Annotated in this window: 20 protein-coding genes; 13 read left to right on the forward strand and 7 right to left on the reverse strand. The window is 35.0% G+C overall.

What is annotated here, in order from left to right:
• Positions 1 to 65: 65 nt before the first annotated feature.
• The 3 genes from QUH73_RS17430 to QUH73_RS17440 all read right to left on the reverse strand — a co-directional run bounded on the left by QUH73_RS17430 (position 66) and on the right by QUH73_RS17440 (position 2,497).
• On the reverse strand, positions 66 to 569 hold the full coding sequence (locus QUH73_RS17430) for a GbsR/MarR family transcriptional regulator (protein ID WP_289531715.1): 504 nt from the start codon (positions 567 to 569) through the stop codon (positions 66 to 68).
• Positions 570 to 716: 147 nt separating this feature from the next.
• Complete coding sequence (locus QUH73_RS17435; protein ID WP_289531716.1) at positions 717 to 1,445, reverse strand: LytR/AlgR family response regulator transcription factor; 729 nt, start codon at positions 1,443 to 1,445, stop codon at positions 717 to 719.
• Positions 1,442 to 2,497 carry a sensor histidine kinase gene (locus QUH73_RS17440; protein WP_289531717.1) on the reverse strand — a complete coding sequence of 352 codons (1,056 nt, stop codon included), beginning with the start codon at positions 2,495 to 2,497 and terminating at the stop codon, positions 1,442 to 1,444. The genes QUH73_RS17435 and QUH73_RS17440 overlap by 4 nt, the downstream gene beginning before the upstream one ends.
• 225 nt (positions 2,498 to 2,722) lie before the next feature.
• Here QUH73_RS17440 and QUH73_RS17445 point away from each other — a divergent pair, with 225 nt between their 5' ends.
• The 7 genes from QUH73_RS17445 to QUH73_RS17470 all read left to right on the forward strand — a co-directional run bounded on the left by QUH73_RS17445 (position 2,723) and on the right by QUH73_RS17470 (position 11,230).
• Positions 2,723 to 3,835 carry an efflux RND transporter periplasmic adaptor subunit gene (locus tag QUH73_RS17445; protein WP_289531718.1) on the forward strand — a complete coding sequence of 371 codons (1,113 nt, stop codon included), beginning with the start codon at positions 2,723 to 2,725 and terminating at the stop codon, positions 3,833 to 3,835.
• Between the two features lie 36 nt (positions 3,836 to 3,871).
• Positions 3,872 to 6,997: an efflux RND transporter permease subunit gene (locus QUH73_RS17450; RefSeq protein WP_289531719.1), complete on the forward strand. Its 3,126-nt coding sequence runs from the start codon at positions 3,872 to 3,874 to the stop codon at positions 6,995 to 6,997.
• A gap of 23 nt (positions 6,998 to 7,020) precedes the next feature.
• On the forward strand, positions 7,021 to 8,268 hold the full coding sequence (locus tag QUH73_RS17455) for a TolC family protein (protein ID WP_289531720.1): 1,248 nt from the start codon (positions 7,021 to 7,023) through the stop codon (positions 8,266 to 8,268).
• 36 nt (positions 8,269 to 8,304) lie between these two features.
• Positions 8,305 to 8,511 (forward strand): DUF6268 family outer membrane beta-barrel protein, encoded by a 207-nt coding sequence (locus tag QUH73_RS20955; RefSeq protein WP_442913426.1) that lies wholly within the window; start codon positions 8,305 to 8,307, stop codon positions 8,509 to 8,511.
• A gap of 16 nt (positions 8,512 to 8,527) precedes the next feature.
• A complete protein-coding gene (locus QUH73_RS17460) occupies positions 8,528 to 8,743 on the forward strand; it encodes a hypothetical protein (protein WP_289531721.1) in 216 nt (71 codons plus the stop codon).
• A 253-nt stretch (positions 8,744 to 8,996) separates the two neighbouring features.
• A complete protein-coding gene (locus tag QUH73_RS17465) occupies positions 8,997 to 10,703 on the forward strand; it encodes a histidinol-phosphatase HisJ family protein (RefSeq protein ID WP_289531722.1) in 1,707 nt (568 codons plus the stop codon).
• A 20-nt stretch (positions 10,704 to 10,723) separates the two neighbouring features.
• Positions 10,724 to 11,230, forward strand: a complete 507-nt coding sequence (locus QUH73_RS17470) for a hypothetical protein (RefSeq protein WP_289531723.1) — start codon at positions 10,724 to 10,726, stop codon at positions 11,228 to 11,230.
• Positions 11,231 to 11,236: 6 nt separating this feature from the next.
• On the opposite strand, the gene QUH73_RS17475 is transcribed toward QUH73_RS17470, so the two are convergent.
• Positions 11,237 to 11,512: an antibiotic biosynthesis monooxygenase gene (locus QUH73_RS17475; protein WP_289531724.1), complete on the reverse strand. Its 276-nt coding sequence runs from the start codon at positions 11,510 to 11,512 to the stop codon at positions 11,237 to 11,239.
• Positions 11,513 to 11,755: 243 nt separating this feature from the next.
• On the reverse strand, positions 11,756 to 12,589 hold the full coding sequence (locus QUH73_RS17480; RefSeq protein WP_289531725.1) for an SDR family oxidoreductase: 834 nt from the start codon (positions 12,587 to 12,589) through the stop codon (positions 11,756 to 11,758).
• Positions 12,590 to 12,874: 285 nt separating this feature from the next.
• Here QUH73_RS17480 and hemA point away from each other — a divergent pair, with 285 nt between their 5' ends.
• The 6 genes from hemA to QUH73_RS17510 all read left to right on the forward strand — a co-directional run bounded on the left by hemA (position 12,875) and on the right by QUH73_RS17510 (position 19,682).
• Positions 12,875 to 14,128 (forward strand): glutamyl-tRNA reductase, encoded by a 1,254-nt coding sequence (gene hemA / locus QUH73_RS17485; RefSeq protein ID WP_289531726.1) that lies wholly within the window; start codon positions 12,875 to 12,877, stop codon positions 14,126 to 14,128.
• Positions 14,129 to 14,236: 108 nt separating this feature from the next.
• Positions 14,237 to 15,163: a hydroxymethylbilane synthase gene (gene hemC / locus QUH73_RS17490; RefSeq protein ID WP_289531727.1), complete on the forward strand. Its 927-nt coding sequence runs from the start codon at positions 14,237 to 14,239 to the stop codon at positions 15,161 to 15,163.
• 81 nt (positions 15,164 to 15,244) lie between these two features.
• On the forward strand, positions 15,245 to 16,237 hold the full coding sequence (gene hemB / locus QUH73_RS17495; protein WP_289531728.1) for a porphobilinogen synthase: 993 nt from the start codon (positions 15,245 to 15,247) through the stop codon (positions 16,235 to 16,237).
• 89 nt (positions 16,238 to 16,326) lie between these two features.
• Positions 16,327 to 17,358 carry a uroporphyrinogen decarboxylase gene (gene hemE, locus QUH73_RS17500; RefSeq protein WP_289531729.1) on the forward strand — a complete coding sequence of 344 codons (1,032 nt, stop codon included), beginning with the start codon at positions 16,327 to 16,329 and terminating at the stop codon, positions 17,356 to 17,358.
• Between the two features lie 217 nt (positions 17,359 to 17,575).
• Entirely contained in the window at positions 17,576 to 18,850 is a 1,275-nt protein-coding gene (locus tag QUH73_RS17505) for a double-cubane-cluster-containing anaerobic reductase (RefSeq protein ID WP_289531730.1), read from the forward strand.
• 85 nt (positions 18,851 to 18,935) lie between these two features.
• Positions 18,936 to 19,682, forward strand: a complete 747-nt coding sequence (locus tag QUH73_RS17510) for an acyl-CoA dehydratase activase (protein WP_289531731.1) — start codon at positions 18,936 to 18,938, stop codon at positions 19,680 to 19,682.
• Between the two features lie 53 nt (positions 19,683 to 19,735).
• Here the strand turns inward: QUH73_RS17510 and QUH73_RS17515 are convergent, their stop codons facing one another.
• Positions 19,736 to 20,134: a hypothetical protein gene (locus tag QUH73_RS17515; RefSeq protein ID WP_289531732.1), complete on the reverse strand. Its 399-nt coding sequence runs from the start codon at positions 20,132 to 20,134 to the stop codon at positions 19,736 to 19,738.
• A gap of 88 nt (positions 20,135 to 20,222) precedes the next feature.
• On the reverse strand, positions 20,223 to 20,519 hold a 297-nt coding region (locus QUH73_RS17520; protein WP_289531733.1), incomplete at its 5' end, for a hypothetical protein.

Genomic DNA, 20,519 nt, shown 5'->3' on the forward strand with positions numbered 1-20,519 from the left:
ATTTTTTTGGCTATTATAAACAGATGTGGTCTGAAATAATATTGTTTTTAATGTGCACATTATATTTAAGTGTTTTTTACTGATAATAAGGAGCATTTTGACTCTATGTTGCTATGAAGTTGCTCAAGCTGTGAAATAGTGTTTGTTAAGAAATCCAGATAAGGAGTATCGTGATCGATTGTATATTTATCCTCTTTAAAATTCTTATTGACCAACACTTTGTAATCTCTCACTTCTTTAAGAAGTTCTTGTTCTGTTTTGTACATTTTTAGATTTTCTCTGATTCTCGCTAGAAATCCGACAGGAGAGAGGGTGAAATACTTTTTTCTATCTCCCGGTTTAGTATGATAAGAAATCATTTCTGCATTTCTAAGGGTTTTCAAATTAGTTGAAATAGTACTTTTGCTCGCTTCTAAAAAAAGAACCAATTCTTCGAAAGTTAATCCGTTTTCCTTATCAATTAATAAGGTCGCAAATATTCGAGCGGCAATGGGAGTAAGCTTTTCCTGTTTCTCCATAAACAGTCCAAAGCTTTCAACTAAAAGCTTTTTTTGTTTTTCTAATTCCAAGAGATTTTTCATTTTTCCATTATTTTCTGGGACAAATATACATTTAGTTCGGTTCCAACCGAACTAAAAAATGTTAAAAAAATAAAAAGAATTTTATGCAATCGATTCAATAAGGGATTGCAACTTAGTTGGGAAGTGTGAAATGATTTATTTTTTAAGAAATTTATTGATTAAATCCATGAATGCTTGTCGGTACATTTGTCCGATAGGAATTTTCCGATCACCAATTTCTATCTGATTACCTTCAATTGAATCGATTAATTGCAAAGAGATGATGAACGATTTATGAACGCGGGGAAATAGATTTTCGGGTAGCAATTCTTCCATTTTTTTTATGGTGAGCTTGCTTACAATGGTTTTTGATTTGGTATGTATTTTAATGTAATCCCCTAAACCTTCAATGTATTTAATGTCTTCAAAATTAAGTTTTATGGTTTTTTTATCTGCCTTAATAAAAATGAAATTCTGGCTTGTGTCTGTAGTATTATCTTGCGCTGCAGTTTGTAAATTGCCTTTTAATTGGAGTTTTTCTTCAATTTTAGAAATGGCTTTAATAAAGCGTGGAAATGGTATTGGCTTGTGTAAATAGTCTATAACATTTAATTCATAAGCATCTACGGCATATTCTCGGTAAGCTGTGGTAATAACAACCAATGGTGGATTCATTAGACTCTCTAAAAAGCTCAATCCGCTAAGTTTGGGCATGTTGATATCTAAAAACATGGCATCGACACTGCTGTTTCGGAGCACTTCCATAGCTTCCAAGGCGTTTTTGCACGATTTCACCAAAGTAATGTGAGGAATGTCCTGAATGTATTTCTCCAATACTTTTCTTGCATGAATTTCATCATCTACTATAATACAGTTTATATTCATATCGATAAGCTTAAATGTGTAGTGTATTGGTTTTTGGTTTCAAAGATTTCGAAAATGTGTTTGTTCGGAAACAACAAATTTAGCCTCTTTCTAACGTTCTCAATTCCTAAACCATTGTGTTCTTTCGTATTAACTACAGCACTTTTTGATTCTAAAGGATTGCTTATTTCAATATCGATATTGTGTTGTGATATTTTCATGTTAATTTTAATTTCAGAAGTTTCCAATTCTGATGATATTCCGTGCTTAAATGCATTCTCGATTAGGGGAATAAACAAAAGTGGTGGTATTCTGTGTCCAGGATCCTCACCTTCAATATTTAATTGAATGGTAGCAACATCCTCAACTCTTATTGATTCTAATTCAATGTAGTTTCTTATAAATTGAATCTCTTTCTCTAATTGAACTTCTTCATCTTTGCATTCATAAATCATATAACTAATAAGCTGACTCAATCTTAGAATCATATCCGGAGTTTTTACCGAATCGTATAAACTCATCGAATAAATATTATTAAGTGTATTGAACAGAAAATGAGGATTGACTTGACCTTTTAGTACGTTTAATTCTGCTTCCAGTTGCTCCTGAGCTTTTTCAGTGAATTTTAGATTCTCATCTTTCAGTTTAATCCATTCTTTAACGAAATGGAATAATGTGCTTGATAAGACAAATATGTTTGTTTTAAAGGTATTCATCATGATGATTTTTGTGATATTAAATCTGATGAAATTTTTAAATTCTAAATCGGGAAAGTGATAGAACAATAGACTTAAGGATGAGATGGTAAAAGCCTCACAGATAATGAAGATTAATACATATTTGCCATATCTGCCGGTATTCCAATAGCGGGGAATTAAAAACCTTAAATTAAAATAAACCAGAATTGCGATGAATGAATTTTGGATTCCTTCGAACAGAATTTCCCTGGGTATTCGCTCTGGATCCATATCGGTAAAACGGCCTAATTCCATTAGTAGGAAAACCGACCAAAAGGAAAGGTGCTGTACCCATCTTATCGAAAATATATGATATAATCTGTCTTTTAAATTCATGAAATACAATTTAGTCCAGCTAAAGAACAAAATTTAGTTTTTTAAAAGCACCTTTTATCGATGAACAGTGTGAAATGATCTGTAAATACATAGGATTTTGACTGCAAACAAAGATACCGACAATTTTTCTTTTGATACAGGTAGATATGGCTCGTTGGCCGATAAAATTTATTTCTTAAAAAGGAAGCGGTTATTATTGTCTTGGATTCTAAAAAAAGAACTGACATGTTAAAAAGAAAAAGTATCCTTTTAGGAGTAATCGTAATTGTTGTTTGTTTTGGCATAACATTCGTTTTTGCAGATATGAAGAAGGCACCAAAGGAAAGAGAGGTGATTTCAAAAGAAATAATTGTTCCGGTTCAGAAGGTGGAGAATAAGAAAATTGATCTTCACTTATCAGTTGTAGGTAGTCTGGAAGCTCAATCGAAAGTTGATGTTTATGCTGAAGTTACAGGCATTTTAAAAGCTTCTGGAAAATCATTTTTAGAAGGAGTGAAGTTTTTTAAAGGAGAGAGTCTTCTCACCATAAATGATGACAAGTATAGGTCTGAGGTTCTTTCGAAGCGAAGTGGTTTTATGACTGAAATTGCCGGAATTCTCCCGGATTTAAAATTTGATTATCCGGAAAGTTTTATTGCCTGGAAACAGTACTTGAATCAATTTAAGGTTGAACAGGAATTGGCTGTTATTCCAGAGCCAAAAAATGAAAAAGAAAAATATTTTTTAGCAGGAAAAAATATCTATACCAGTTATTACAACATTAAAAGTATGGAACTGCAACTTGCTAAATATACCATTACAGCACCATTCACGGGAGAGGTGATCGAATCGGATATTAAGCCGGGAACCTTAATAATGTCTGGTCAAAAATTGGGCGAATTTGTGAATACTTCTGCTTATGATTTGGTTGTAGGTATTGATCTCAATAATTTATCCGGTGTTAAAGAGGGAAATCATGTAATGATTTATTCGAATAATATTCAGGGGAATTGGCAAGGAACAGTTCGTAGAATCAGCAACAAAATAGACCCTAAAACACAGATGGTGAATGTGTATATCTCCGTTTCAGGCAATCAACTTAAGGAAGGAATGTTTTTGAATGCAGATATTGATTTGGCCACGGAAGCTTACGGCCTTGAAATTCCAAGAAAGCTGCTTGTGAATTCTGAATTTGTATATACGGTTGATAACGGAAGCGTTAAGTTGGATAAAGTGTCTGTAATTCAGAAAAAAGAAAATTCAATAATCATTGAAGACTTACAAGACGGGGTGATGCTTGTTTTGAAAACATCAAGTATTCATGAAGGGATCACAGTTACTCCTGTGATTAATAAGTAAGCTAAAACCAGCTTTCAAAATCTGAAACGACATAAAATGAAATCATTAATAGAATACTTTATAAAATATCCTTTCGCCGGGAACCTGCTGGCCGGGGTGTTTGTTCTACTGGGTTTTTTCGGTTTGATATCCTTGAATTCAGCGGTAATGCCACAAATAGATCCTGGTATAATTTCAATTTCAGCGACCTACCCCGGAGCTTCTCCTGAAGAGGTGGAAAAAGGTCTTGTCTTAAAAATTGAAGACAACATCAAGGGAATTAGTGGTGTTGAAAAGATCACTTCATCGTCTATGGAGAATACTTGTACAGTGATGATTGATCTGGAGACAGGTTATGATGCCAATATTGCTCTGCAGGATATTAAAAATGCGGTTGATGGAATTAGCTCCTTTCCCGTTGGTGTTGAGAATATGAGTGTTGAAAAAATGGAATTTACCGTTTTGGCAGCATCAATGTCTCTAAGTGGTGATGTTGATCTAAAAGACCTGAAGCAATATTCCAGAGAAATTGAGAATGATTTACGTGGTATTGAGGGAATTTCAAAAGTTGAATTGGCTGGTTTTCCCAAAGAAGAAATCGAAATCAGCGTAAGCGAAGATGCTTTAAAGGCTTATCAAATTACTTTGGATGAGATTTCTTCTGCAGTGGGTAATGCTAATATTGAAATTACTGGTGGAACAATTAAAGGCGATGATGAAGAGCTCCGCATCAGGGTGCGAGAAAAAGAATATTATGCCGAAGGATTTAAGGACATTATTGTTCGCTCAGAAGAGAATGGAGGTACAGTTCTCTTAAGTGATGTGGCCAGTATCAATGATAAGTGGTCTGAAGATCCTAACCGAACTTTTATTGACGGCAATCCGGGAATTAGTATTTCCATAACACAGACTTCAAGAGAGGATATTCTATACATTTCCGAAACGATTAAGGAATATATCAGCAATTTTAATAAGCGACATCAAACTGTAAAACTGAATCTTTTGCTCGATAATTCAGTACAAATTAAAGTGATGCAGGATATTTTAGCCAATAACGGAATCATTGGCTTCTTATTAGTATTGTTATTTCTATCCTTATTCTTAAATCATCGATTATCCTTTTGGGTGGCACTTGGAATTCCAATTTCATTTATGGGAATGTTTATGGTTGCCGGTATGTATGGCCTTACCTTAAACAAGCTTTCCTTGTTCGGAATGATCCTTGTAATTGGCATTTTGGTTGATGATGGCATCGTAATCTGCGAAAATATTTATCAGCATTACGAAAAAGGCAAATCAGCAATACAAGCAGGTATTGATGGAACTCTTGAGGTAATGCCGGCAGTTTTTTCTGCCGTATTAACAACCATTGTGGCTTTTATTTCCTTCTTTTTTATCGATAGTGTTATTGGTGAGTTTTTTAGAGAACTGGCTTTCGTTGTCATATTTGCATTGGTTTTTTCTTTAATTGAAGCATTTCTTATTCTTCCTGCTCATGTCGTTCATTCTAAGGCGCTAATGACGGATAAAAAAATATCTAAAATTGAAAAAATAACCAGCTCCACAATCTTTATAGTAAGAAAGTGGACTTATGAACCATTGATTAAATTTTGTTTGAATAACAAACTGGTTACGGTGGGTTTAACCATTGGTTTATTTTTTATTACCATAGGAGGATTAGTGGGAGGTATCATTAGAACTGGCGATAGTTCTGTTGATAACAAAGATTACGTTGATGTGGAGTTGGAGATGCCTGCAGGCACACCTGAGAATCAAACTATGTTTTTCATGAACCGAATTGAATCGGCAGCCGTTGAGATTGGCGAAGATTTAAAAAGTAAAAGCTTGAATGGAGAACCTGTGATTACAAATACAGTAATGAAAATTACAGCCTCGAATGTGGGAAAATTGACGGTCTATTTTATCAGCAGTAAAGATCGTGATTTCTTATCCATTGAATTCAGTAAACTTTTAAAAGAAAGAGTTGGAAGTATACCGCAAGCAGAACGATTGAATTATGTGCAAAGTAATCGATTTGGAAAAGCTGTTTCGGTGTCATTGCAAAGTAGTAATCTGGAAGATCTTTATGCCGCAAAAAATGAATTTAAACAGAAGTTATCCAAATTGGAAGGGCTAACCAATGTAGAGGATAATGATAAGTTAGGAATGAGAGAAGTGAGACTTCGCTTAAAGGAAAGTGCCTATAAATTGGGTTTAAACCTAAATAAAATAACAGCACAGGTTCGTTCTGGATTTTATGGGAAAGAAGTTCAACGCTTGCAACGGGGAATTGATGAAGTTAGGGTTTGGGTACGCTACGACAAAAAAGAACGTTCTTCGATAGGAAATCTGGAGAACATGAGAATCAGAACCGATGATGGAGGAGAGTATTATCTAAAAGATGTTGCCTACATCAGTTTTGAACGTAATTTGGTTCAAATAAATCATTTGTCCGGTCAAAGAGAGATTACTGTTGAAGCAGATTCAGAAAGTGAATTTGTGAATATGACAGAAATAAATAATGAAATTGATGACGTGATATTACCGGATTTAATGAACAAATATTCAGGCTTAAGAATTCGATATGGAGGACATGTAGAAGAATTGGGAAAAGCAAAAACGTCAGGGATTGTAATTGCGCCTGTAATTTTAATTCTTTTGTTTTCAGTTGTAATTTTTACATTCCGTTCTTATACACAAAGTTTATTGATTTTTACATTGGTTCCATTCGGATTTATAGGTGTCGGTTGGGGACATTGGATACATGGAATTGCATTGGATATGCCATCTTATTTGGGAATGGTAGCTTTAATGGGCGTAATGGTTAATGACTCCATTGTATTGATTAGCACCTATAATAGTCAATTGCAATCAGGGAAAGATGTGATGACAGCAATATACGATTCCTGTATCTCTCGATTCAGACCAATTGTGTTAACTTCTTTAACAACAATAGTTGGTATTGCACCTATCATAGCTTCAAATCAATCTGAAGCTAAAATGGTAGTGCCGATGGCAATTTCATTGGCTTATGGATTGGCTGTTGCCACTTTTTTAAATTTGTTACTTCTACCAGTTCTATTGGTTGTTGTGAATTCTGCGAAAAGAAAGTTTAAATGCTTAGTGAGCGGGATAATGCCAAGCAGAGAGAGTGTTGAGCCAGCTGTTAGAGAACTTAACTAAATTGTAATTCTGAAAAAAAAGACATGAATAAAACAATCATATTTGTAACATTTTTGCTTTTACCAGGCAGTAATTGTAAAGCACAAGAGGCCTTAACACTTGAAGCATCTATTGCTATTGCATTAAATAATAATTTAAGTATTAAAGTGGCTGAAAATCAGTCTGAAATATCTGTTAACAATGCAACAAAAGGGAATGCAGGTTTGTTGCCTAGTTTTAATGCAGGGGCAAATACAAATTATAATGAGCACAGTACCGATAAAGTATCTTCATCCACATCTTTGAATTTCTCTTATATTTTGTTCGATGGATTTGGCGCACGATACAATTATAAAATATTGAACCTGCAAAAAGAACAGGGAGCGTTAACGGCTCGATACAATATTGAAAATACCATTGCGAATGTAATTTCAGGTTTTTATCAATTAAGTAAGGCTTTTGATGATTTAGATGTGGCATCGAAAAATATGGTAATTTCAAAGGAGCGTTTGCAAAGAAATCAATCCAAATATGAGTTCGGGAATATCAATAAATTGGAAGTTCTGAATGCAAAGGTTGATTTTAACCGGGATAGCAGCACTTATCTAAAATCCCAACAGTTTTATGAGGAATTAGTTCGTGAAATGAATGTTTTACTGGGTCGAAGTGCTGAAACTAAATTTCAATTGATTCCTGATGCATCAGAATTTCAATCTTTTAATTTGAGTGATTTGAAAAAAAAGGCATTGGAAGAAAATGCTGATTATTTGATTCAGGCAAATCAATTAAGAGAGGATGAATTAGCCGTAAAAAAGGCAAAATCAGGACAGTTGCCATCTTTGAGCATTAATTCCTCTTATTCATATTACGAGAATGAAATTGTTGGGACAAACTCAAACACGCAATTAGCCGGAGGTTTAAATTTGAGTTTCAATGTTTTCGATGGAAAAAGGAAAAAAATAGAAATTGCAAATGCCAAAATTCAAAAGCAAAATACCGAATTAGAATTCCAAAATAAGATGTTAAAATTAGAAAAGGATTTGGTAAATGCTTATGCCGATTTCAATTACAATTTAAGGGTCTTGGAATTGGAGGAAGATGCTTTAGAAGCAGCAACACTTAATTTTGAACAAACCAAAGAATACTATCAGTTGGGTCAGGTGAGTTCTACAACTTTTCGCGAAGCGCAACTTAATTTAGTAGAAGCTCAAAATAATAAATCATCTGCAAGGTATGATGCAAAAAAATCGGAAATAAATATCAAGAAAATTAGTGGTACGTTGCTGCAATAGAATTCATAAACTTAAAAATGATTGGCCTTAATTTCAATGCTTAGTCCTAGTGTGTCTTCAAATTTTAGTTCCTCAATTAATTGGGATGATATTCGTTTGTTTGGCGTGGTTATGTTTTTAAAAAAAATAAACCCCAATATGAAGTTTGATTTTGGGATAGGTTATTCGGCAACATTAGGAAAACCTTCACCTTTGCCAATATTTAGAGTGATGTGGACCCCCCAATCAAAAGTGGACCTTTAATTTAGGCTTTCCTCGAATGGCGGTTCAATATCAATTAACAAAAAGCACAACATTAGCAACTGATTTTTTCATAGTCGGGGATAATCTCACATTGGGTGATGATCTTTATAAAGGGGAACAAAAAATTGATAACATACAGATAATGAATTTAGGTGGAGGAGTAGAGGTAACTCAAAAGTTATCGAAATTTTTAAAACTTAAGCTGAGTTATGGTTATACATTTTATCGTTAGTTTGAATTTTTGAATGGAAGTGATACTGTAAAAGAATTTGACTTAGGTAATAACATATATAAGCTGGAATCTCTATTGGTATTTAGTTGAAAAGATCCTGTTTAATTGATCAGAGTTTTGTAGTGGTGACTCTGATTACCCCGTCTTCCTTAAATGGAAGACGGTTTTTTTATTTATAACTCTTTTCAAATTTGCATTTACTTTCTTTGCAAATGACTATTTTTACTCAACTATTAACCAAAGATTGAGAAAAATGCCACAAAATATTATTGCCTCACCTGAGTATTTTATTTGGGAGACTCACGGAATACACACCGGTACAGGAAACGATCATGTAAAACATGGAGTTGATGAGTTGGAGAAAATTACAGAATTAGCAATATCTAAAGGACATCCCAATATTGCATTTATAATTCACACACCACGTTTAACCAGATATAGGTATGCTGCAGAAAAACGGTTGGGAGTTAAATTTATAAGGGGAGATAATGCCTATTTTAACTATCCAAATCAGATTGAACAGCTAAAATTGAAATATGGGAATCAGATTAATATCCGTTTTGGTATTGAACTGGAATGGTTGGGACCTGATTTAGGGATGCAATGGAATCGCTCGAAAATTTTTCAGGCACAAGATTCTGATTTTGTGATAGGTTCATTGCATTTTTCCCGGGAAGGAATTCCATATGATGGTTCGATAGAGGAAACCGAAGAACTGATTAAACTGAGAGGTGGATTGGAAAATTATTGGGGTGGATACATCGAAGAATTGATTGAAATGGTTGATTCTACCTGGGAAATGATTCAGGTTGTTGGTCATATAGACTTACCAAAATTGTTTGCTCCAATTCCTCAACCTCTGTTGGAGTTAGATACCTCAGATCATTTTCTGGCTCGTAGAATGCGGTTTTTACTGGAAATGATCAGCGAATATAATCTTGCATTGGATGTAAATCTGGCTGGAATCAATAAAGGTTGTGGAATTTATCCTGATATCTCAATTTTGAAGAGAGCAAAGCAACTTGATATCCCTATTGCATTAGGTACTGATACTCATACATTGCAAAATTTAGGTAATCATCACGAAACCGGGATCCATTATGCTCATGATGCCGGATACAAGCATTATTTGAGTTTTTCGAAGTGCATTCCTGAGAAAAGACCTCTACGAAATCAGGCTTTTAAGGAGGAAGAATATAAGGTGATGAACTTGGGAATTGAGATGCTAAACCTTCGTTTTGAGGATAGCAAGCAACGACGAATTCCAAAATTTTCTTTCGGAGGAACTTTTAGAACATTCTTGGAACATCATAAAAATTCGACTTCTTTGGGTGAATTTGAAGCGATACGAATACGAAAGGGAAATAAATCCATCACTATAAGCAATACTATTCCTCAAAATCGAAAGGAGAAGGTAAAAGGATTGTTCTCACATCATAAAGATAAACCGGGTGTGTTATCTATGATATTTAATGCTTTAGCATCGGAGGAGATCAATGTTGAAACGGCATATTTAAATTCCAATAATGATGGCACTGCAACGGCTTTTTTAACCCTTTCGGGAGATGATGGTTCTGTTCATGAGGCTGTTGAGTTTGTGAAAGGAACAGGGGGAGATAGTTTTATTGAAATTAGGGTAGGAGATATCTTGGAAATGCAGCAATTGGATAAAAACAAGAATTATTTGCTGGAAGTTGATGGAGTTAATCTACCCATTGCAATCAGTAAACAAATGATTCTTTCTATTCATAACAATACTGCAGGAATCTTGCTAATTTTGCTTTCGGCATTGGCTTCCCAAAATATCAATGTAATTGATTTAAAATTGGGACAAAGAGGACAAAAAGGGTATGCGATATTAAGTATTGAGGGAAATGCCCAATTGGCCGGAAATATTTTGAGTAAACTGGGTCCTCAGTTTTTTGAAACAACACTTTTATCTTTAAACGGGGTTGAATAGAAAATTTTAATTGATCGAAGTTGAATAACAGCACATCCAGTTCATACGAATCCATTTTGAATATTATTGAGTTTTATAGAATTCAACCAAGAATTCAAGACCTTCAAATTGAAAAAATAGAAGAGTATTTGATTCTTATGAACGCTCATTATCAAGAGTCAATAAGAGATATTGATGATTGTATCGGCGTAAGTGAACCTGTTTGTTTAGAAGATATAGTTGATGTTTTAAATTCTTACATTAATAAGGTGGGAGAAGAACTAGATAAGATTTTCCCTGAGGATATGAATGCGTTTTCTCCTATTAATATACATTCCAATGCTAAAATAATTGAGATTCAGGCATTGGAATTGTACCGGAATTTTAACGGTGGTGAAAGTAATTTGTATCGAATAAAAGAGGAACTCGATTGTTTGGGAAACAATATTTACGAAGAAAATTTTGCCGAAAAGTTAGCCATACTGACAAAAAATATACTGTCCAAAATTAATTCAGACCTTATTGTCAGAGTTGATGATTTATTATGAAGTTGTTTATCCGACAGCTTTCGGCGGGAGAAACTGAATTGCCACCGGCTCTTCGTCTTCTAACTCTTTAATCATTTGAAATGATTGTGATTGAAGAAATTCAAGAGCACTTTCTTCATTTTTCCATTGAGAAAGAATAATATGCTCGTTTCGTTTTCCATTAGCTTGGTATATTTCGCACGAAAGCTCACCTCCAATTTTGCGGTATTCCTGAAATTGATCAAATGAATTTTTCCAGTTAGCGTAATTTTTTATAGACTGCTTTATTAATAAATATATCATTGTGTGCGAATGTGTTGTTAATTCTAATTTAAATAAAAAGAATAAACAAGCTTACAATTAATTGATTACAGGCTAAAAATACAGGGTGATCATATCTTTTTTTAATATAAATAGGGAACGCACCCCTAATTATTTAATTAAAATTAAACAAATTGTTTTTTTTAAGAAAATTCATTCCACTTATCAGCTAAATTAATTGACGAATGGTCTAAAAATCCGATGAAATATTTACAGTTATACAACTTAGATTAATGCATCAATTGGATTTGAGAATTTAAATTTATAATTAGTATTTTCCAATTTAGCAGAGCTGATAATTTTGTACGGGCTTTGGTTCGAGACAAATTGCGGTGTTTCAAAACCTCCAATTTTTGCAGCCTCCTTATAAAATTCCTTACGGCTAGGATGCTCGGGGCAACATGCATTGTAAATTTCTCCCCATAAATTATTTTCGATCAAATGTGATATGATATTGATGCAATCATCCTGATGGATTAAATTAACAGGAATGTCACCTTCAACTTCATTTTTCATTTTCGAGAAAAACCGTCCAGGTTTACGATCATAGCCAATTAAACCACCAAATCGAATGATACTGGTTTGAAAATTCTGTTGTGAAAGAAGCATTTTTTCAACACGTCGTAAGGCTTTGCCACTATTTTTTTCTGGAATTTGGTCATCCTCTTCAGTAACAAGCCTGTTTAAATTTGCATATACCGAGGTTGAACTAATGAAAATCACCTTTTTTACAGAGGAAAGATGCAACTGCTCAATTAATGCCTTAAATTGTTTTGGGTGATATTCTTCAATATCTTCTCTGCGTTTGGGTGGAAAATTAACAATCAGTATTTGAGAATTAAAAAAATCAGCATCAAAATCAACATTTATTTCAGGATCAAGGAATATTCGGTAAGGAGTTATTCCATCTTGCGCTAAGCGGGATATTTTCTCAGGAGTTGGGGTAGAGCCTTTTACCGAGTAATTATTCTTTATCAAAAATTTAGCCAGAGGAAGTCCTAACCAGCCACATCCTAGAATGCTTATGTTCTTTTCTTGTTTATAAAGCGTTTTATTCATGTGATTGTATCTAAATATATCGGCGATCAAATTTAAATTTAATTTAAACATTTAAATATTTTTGAGATATATAATTATGAATATGAAGTTAATTATTTTGGTATTTAAGATATTAAAATCCTTTTAGCGCCTATGAGCTTTCCATAATGGACAAAGTGCTAAGTAGAATAAGGGTAAAGGATTTGAAAACACAAGGATTTTTAAATAATTACTTTTATATTTGACACAGCATACACAGACTTTCATTTATGAATTTTTGGTAGGTTTCAAAATAAATTTCGTTTTATGTCGTCACAAATACGAGAAAATTTACAGAAATTATTTGTTTTAGGAATTAGTTATAAGAAAACAGCTCTTGATGTTAGGGGGAAATTTTCATTTACTGAAGAACAGCAGGAAAATTTACTGAAAGAGGCAAAAGAAAATCAAATCGATGGATTCGTAGTTCTTTCTACATGTAATCGTACTGAAATCTATGCTCACACAAGCCAATCGGAGTTTATTACTGATTTATTCCTAAAATACAGCGAAGGTAACCGGGAGGATTTTGATTCCCATGGTTATACTTTATTTGGTAATGATTGTATTCACCACTTATATAGAGTTACTTCAGGATTAGATTCTCAGATTATTGGGGATTTTCAAATTGTTGGGCAAGTAAAAAATGCCGTTCAGTTAGCAGAAGAAATGGGTATGGTGAACCCATTTTTAAATCGTCTGTTTTCATTTGCCTTTCAGGCAAGTAAAAAAATTAAGACAAATACTGAAATAAGTAAAGGAGCTGCTTCTGTTTCTCATGCAGCGGTTCAATATATTAAGGATAAGGTTTCAACTTTGGAATCATGCAATTTTTTATTGTATGGAACCGGAGATATAGGGAAAGATACTTGTGGTAACTTATTGAAGCACATGAATAACCGTTCGTTGACTTTGATAAACAGAACTGAGGCCAAGGCAGAGGCACTTGCCGGCAAGTTTAATGTAAAGTATCAACCTGTTAGTAAATTAGTTGAAGAGGTGGAAAAGGCCGAGGTTATTATTGTTGCCACCGGAGCTCCGCAACCTACTTTGTTACCGGAACATTTTAATGGGAGTGATCAATGTAAATTAATTTTGGATCTTTCTGTTCCTAGAAATGTTCATCCTGAAATAGATAAGTTAGATCACGTTTTGGTGATTACTGTTGATGAACTATCAAAACATATCTCAGATGCCATTCAACAAAGAAAAGATTGCATTCCGCAGGCAGAAGGTATAATTTACGGATCGATAAGTGAATTTTACAGCTGGCTTGAGGTGAAATACTTGTCTCCTGTAATTATTGCTTTAAAAGAGAATTTACAGAAAGTTCAACGGAAAGAGTTGGATTATCACAAAAATAAATTGACTGATGATGAACTGAAAAAAGTGGAGCACATCACTAGTAACATTGTGAATAAAATTGCCAGAGCATGTATCAATCACTTAAAAGATCATCACAAAAAGCAATCAAGTCCAATGGAAACAATAGACATGATTTTTAAAGATTTGGATTCGTAAAGCCTTGTAAGCTTTCGATAAAAAGCTATATAAACCTTGTTTTATATGGCTTTTTTATTTCCTGATAAATTATTATTCTAATAATAAACTTCCTGAAAATAGTAAACTATGATTTCTAAAAAGAAAATAGTTGTTGCCACTCGTCCCAGCTTACTTGCTTACACGCAAACCATGCAAACTGTGGAATTACTGAGAAATGCCAATCCTGAAATTGAATTCGAAGTGAAAAAATTCAGCACTCAAGGTGATCGGGTGTTAAATCGTTCTCTAACAGAGTTTGGTGGTACTGGTGTGTTTGTAAAGGAGTTGGAACATGCTTTGTTGGAAAATGAAGCAGATATTGCAATTCATAGTTTAAAAGATGTTCCGAGTGCACATCCGACGGGTTTGCAATTGGCTGCTTTTCCCGAACGTGAAGATGCACGTGATGTTTTTTTAACCCGTAACGGAAGTTCCATCGAAGATATGCCGGAAGGATTTGTATTAGGAACCGGAAGTCCAAGAAGAAGGGTTCAATTTGCTAATCTCCGTAAGGATATCGAATTTAAAGAAATCAGAGGAAACATTGATAGTCGTTTTCAAAAACTTATGGATGGTGAATACGATGCAATTATTTTGGCTGCTGCAGGTTTAAACCGTATGGGTAAAGAATATGATGAGAATTTGCTTCTGGATATTGATTTATGCATTCCTGCCATAGGACAAGGTGCAATTGCAATTGAGTGTCGAAGTAACGATCCTGAAACAATTGCAATACTTCAAAAAGTGAATCATCGCGATACCGAAATTGCAGTTAAAGCCGAACGGGCATTTATGGCTGAAATAGAAGGGGGATGTAAATTTCCTTTGGCTGCCCATGCTGTTGTTTCAGACAATATTTTGAACATGGTTGCCATTGTAGGTGATTTAAAAACGAACCAGTTCATTGCAGAAGGAATTGAAGTTTCAGTAGAAAAATCGATTGAGAATGCGAAAGAATTAGCCATTAAGATGAAATCAATTTGTAAAGAAAAAGGAATAAATTTCTATCTTTAATTTTTGGTGATAATTTATCAAAAAGATTGATATACTTAATTTGACAACTAATTTATACACAAATACAAAAAATACAATATTATGAGTTTAAGACCTCTTTTCCCAGAGACACGATTAAGAAGATTGCGTTATAGCAAAGTAGTTCGTAACATGGTTGCAGAAACATCTCTTTCTGTTGATAATTTAATCATGCCCCTTTTTGTTTGTCCGGGAGAAAATGTTCAAAATCCGATTAAAAGCATGCCGGGAAACAATCAGTTATCGGTAGACATGTTAGTAAAAAAGTGTGGCGAATTATTAGAGTCAGGCGTAAAATCAGTATTGCTTTTTGGTATTCCTGAGTCGAAAGATGAAGATGGAACTGTTGCAACTCACGAACATGGTATCGTGCAAAAAGCTACTCGTGCCATTAAGGAAACTTACCCTGAAATGTATATTATCGCTGATATCTGTAACTGTGAATACACAACTCACGGTCATTGCGGAACTATTGTCGATGGTGATGTTGACAACGACCAGACATTGGTGACATTGGCTGCACAGGCTGTTTCTTTGGCTGAAGCAGGAGTTGATATGGTGGCGCCAAGCGATATGATGGATGGTAGAATTGGATACATGAGAAAAGCTTTGGATGGGAATTGTTTCGAGAAAGTGCCGATTATGGCTTATTCTGCGAAATATGCATCTGGATTTTATGGTCCGTTTAGAGATGCGGCTGATAGCGCACCTAAATTTGGAGATAGATCTACCTACCAAATGGATCCTAGAAATAGCGATGAAGCCATTCGTGAAGTGGAAATGGATATTGCTGAAGGAGCTGATATTGTAATGGTAAAGCCTGCGATGAGTTATCTTGATGTGATTTACAGAGTGAAAAATGAATTTAATATTCCTGTGGCGGCCTATAATGTAAGTGGTGAGTTCTCTATGGTGAAAGCTGCAGAAGCTAACGATTGGATTGATGGTAAACGCGTAATGATGGAAATTATGACTTCAATCAGAAGAGCTGGAGCAGATATCATTATTACTTATCATGCCAAAGAAGTTGCTGATATTTTAAATGGCAGGATGTAAATTGCCAACGGGTATTCATTTTTAATCGATGGCAAATTTTTTACGTTTACTATTCTAATTACTATTAACAATTTACCGATTATCAGCATATGAGTCAATCAATTTTTTTAGATACAATTAACGGAATTAAGAGAGAGAGACCACCCGTGTGGTTCATGCGTCAGGCGGGCAGGGTACTTCCTTCCTACATGAAATTGCGTGAGAAATATGGTTTTAAAGAAATGATGGAGAATCCGGAATTGGCGGCTCAGGTTACTTTGTTACCAATTCATGATTTGGGGGTTGATGCTGCTATTTTGTTTTCTGATATTTTGGTGATTCCTGAAGCTTTAGGAATGGAATTGAGCTTTGAGGGGAAAGGACCAAGTTTTGCAACAGCATTAAAAGATGTTGCGGATCCTCTGTCATTTTTATCCGACAAGCCTGAAAAACTTGAGCATATTTATAAAGCTATTGACCGCATTTTAGAGACCAAACCAAACGAGATTCCATTAATTGGATTTTGTGGAGGTCCTTTAACTACTTTGTGTTACATGTATCAAGGTTTCAGTCGAAATCAGAATTTCCCTGATTTTGTTCCTGCGATCTATCGTGATAAAGCACTAATGAAGAAGGTGGTTGCTAAAATTACAGAGATGAGTATTCACTATGCGTTAAAGCAAGTTGAACATGGAGTTAAGGCATTTCAATTATTTGAGACTCACGCTGGATTGATTCCTGTTGAATTGTATAAAGAGGTTTTCTTACCATCAGTTAAAGCGATTTTAGGTGCAGTTCGTGAAACAGGAGTGAAGACCATCTACCTGCCAAAAGGATTGGGAACTGGTATCAATATAGTGAACTACGATTTGTGCGATTGTGTAAGTGTTGATTGGCAAATGCCATTGCATGAGGTGAGAGGAATTGTTGGCGAAGAGATGATTCTGCAAGGGAACTTCGATCCTCGTATATTGGAGGCTACACCACAAGCTATCGATCATGAATTTGAATACTTCCTGAATTATGGTAGAAAAGATCACAAATGGATCTTCAATTTGGGACATGGGCTATTGCCTTCAATACCGGTTGAGAATGTGGAGTATCTTGTGAAAAAGGTGAAAGAGTCTGATTGGGGAAGATAAATTCTCGAATGAAAATATAGAATGAGGTGTCAGTATTGGCACCTCTTTTTGTTTGGATTTAAATTAAACAAATTGGAGCTTACTGAATAATTCGGTTTGTATCAGTAGTTGATTTTAAAACAAATTAATTTTATGTTGAAAAACTTACCGGGTAGTTAGGAATGGGTTTTTATGATTTCTACTTTTGCAACCGAAAATCAATAAAAATAGAATAACAATGGCAGATTATACAAAAATGTGGACTGATCTTGGCTTAAACCTTGATAATCATGATGCTTTACTGGAGAATTTAGGTGGCGCGTACCAATCCATTTTCATGTTGCAGGAACATCGTCCGGAAGGAATGGGATATTTCGATTTTGTGATGAGCGAAGCTCACGGGTTAAGAATTCAGGAGTTGCGTGATGAGCAGGAGGCAGGACGAAAGATAATTGGTTCTTTTTGTGTTTTCGTACCTGAAGAGCTTGTACTTGCAGCAGGTTGTACATCTGTTGGATTGTGTGCCGGAGCTGATTTTGCTCAGGAAGAAGTTGAGAAGGTACTGCCTCGTAATACTTGTTCGTTAATCAAATCATTCTTTGGTTTCAAATTAGGTAAGGTTTGTCCTTATATGGAAGTTTCAGACCTTATTGTAGGTGAGAATACCTGCGATGGAAAGAAAAAATCATTCGAGATATTTAGTCAGATGGTGCCAAATTTCTTTCAAATGGATCTTCCTCAGAACAAGGCTCCGATGGCAAGGAAATTATTAAAGCATGAATATGAGGCTTTTGTTGCTAAGTTAGAGGAAATGACAGGCAAAAGAATCGGCGTGGAAGATTTGAAACAAGGAATTGCTACCGTAAATGCAAAGCGAAATGCATTAGCTCGTCTGTCTAAACTTCGTATGGCCAATCCAAGTCCGATTTCAGGTTTAGATGCGTTATTAATTAACCAAATTGCCTTTCTGGATAATCCTGTTCGTTTTACCGAGAAGGTTAATGTTTTATGTGATGAATTGGAATTGCTTGTAAAAGAAAATAAAGGCGTAAAAGTTGAAAACGCTCCTCGTGTTGTAATTTCCGGTTGTCCTATGGCAATTCCAAATTGGAAAGTTCCTGCTGTAATCGAAGCTACAGGGGCTGTAATTGTTGGCGAAGAATCATGTATTGGTGAGCGCGGTCAGCGAAATACAACCGACGATTCTGCAGATACAGTTGATGGTCTTATTGATGCGGTTGTTGATCGTTATTTTAAAATTGATTGTGCAGTATTTACACCAAATCAGGAGCGCGTAGAGCACATCAAAGAAATGGCTAAAAATACGAATGCCGACGGTGTGATTCATTATGGACTTCAATTCTGTCAGCCTTATATCATGGAATCTTTCTCCGTAGAAAAATCTTTAGAAAAAGATGGTGTTTCTGTGTTGAGACTTGAGACTGATTACAGTCAGGAAGATATGGGACAATTGTCAACTCGTGTAGAAGCATTTGTTGAAATAATAAAATGAATAGAATTGAAATAAAAAAAACTGAGAGGTTGCTGCGTTCTCAGTTTTTTTATTTGCATCAAAAATAAGATACAAAATTATTGGAATGAGACATGCCGGAATAGATATTGGCTCCAGAAGTATTGAGCTGGTTGTAATTGAAGATGGTAAGGTTGTTGTGAGTAGGCAGTCTGAATCTGGTTACAATCCGGTTGAGCGTGTTCATGAATTAATTGCTGATATTTCGTTCGATAAGGTGATGGCAACGGGTTATGGCCGGGCAAGTCTTGAGATTGCCTTCGATTATCCGACCATAACGGAGATTAAAGCATATGGAACAGGAGCAGCAGCATTACATCCAGGAGTTCGGGGAATTCTTGATATTGGAGGGCAGGATACCAAGGTTATTTCTTTGAATGAAAATGGAAAAGTGTTTAAGTTTGAGATGAATGATAAATGTGCTGCGGGCACGGGTAAATTTCTTGAATTGATGGAAGCAAGTCTAGGTTATCAGCAAAATACCCTTGGTTTGGAAGCATTAAAAGGACAGGAGGGAATAGAAATTAACAGCATGTGTGCCGTATTTGCAGAGTCGGAGGTTACTTCTCTTTTGGCGAAAGGTTGTCTGCGGGCTGATATTGCATTGGCTGTTCATCAATCGGTGTGTCGCCGTGCTGTTGGAATGATTAAACGTCAGGATTTAAAAACTCCAATTTTATTTGCCGGTGGTGTTGCGAATAATGTATGTATGATACATCTCTTGAAACAGACTTTGGGAGATGATCTGATTATTCCAACATCTCCTCAGTTTGTAGGTGCATACGGAGCCGCTGTTTTAGCAGGATTTTTATAAAAAGACAAGAAAGCCACCTGTAGGTGGCTTTTGTAATTGTTTGAAATAAGGAATTACCTGTATTCCTTTTTTTCGAATTGTTTTAGTTTATCAATGTCACGTTGAAATCTTTCCATTAAATCTTCCGAAAAAGAATTAATCAATTTGTGTTCCTTTGCTGTCATTCCATCAGAGGCATCAGCAACAATCTTCATGGCGGTAATGAATTCATCGTATTGTGGAGCCGGGCCATATACATGACAAAAATTAATCACCTTATTATAGATTTCTTCAACTGAAGAGTTGTGCGATTCCTCAAACTCAAACGACCATAATATTTCAGAGCCAAGAGCATGATTTTTAAATAGTTGTGTAAGAGTTTCTTTTTCTTCTTTCTTAATCACTCCATCTGCTTTTGCCAGGGCATACAGCAATTCTCCAAATACTTCGTATAATTTTTCTTCCTTTCTCATGGCATATCTTTTAAGGTAGATACCAAATTTCACAAATTGTCCATAGTCTAAGTTACTACAATTGAGTGAGAATTGTGTAAAGAAATCCTTACTCGATAAGAGAATTAGATACATTAATTTTTGTGTCACTGTGCATAGAGATGCTTGGGTAAACCGGATACCAGGAGTCTCCAATATTGTCTTTAATTACTGAATCGTCAATTCGAATATTCCCGGAATGGTCATTGGTGACAAAGAAAATTGCTGAACCATGTGTATTTACTTCATTTTGTTCTATGAGAGTTCCTTGTATATCAAGAGTCATTGTATTTCCATCATTATAAATGGCACCGCCACTTCCACCTCCGGAAGTACCACTTTGTGATGGATTTCCTCCATTTCCAAT

It is taken from the genome of Labilibaculum sp. K2S (assembly GCF_030372765.1).
GTDB lineage: Bacteria > Bacteroidota > Bacteroidia > Bacteroidales > Marinifilaceae > Labilibaculum.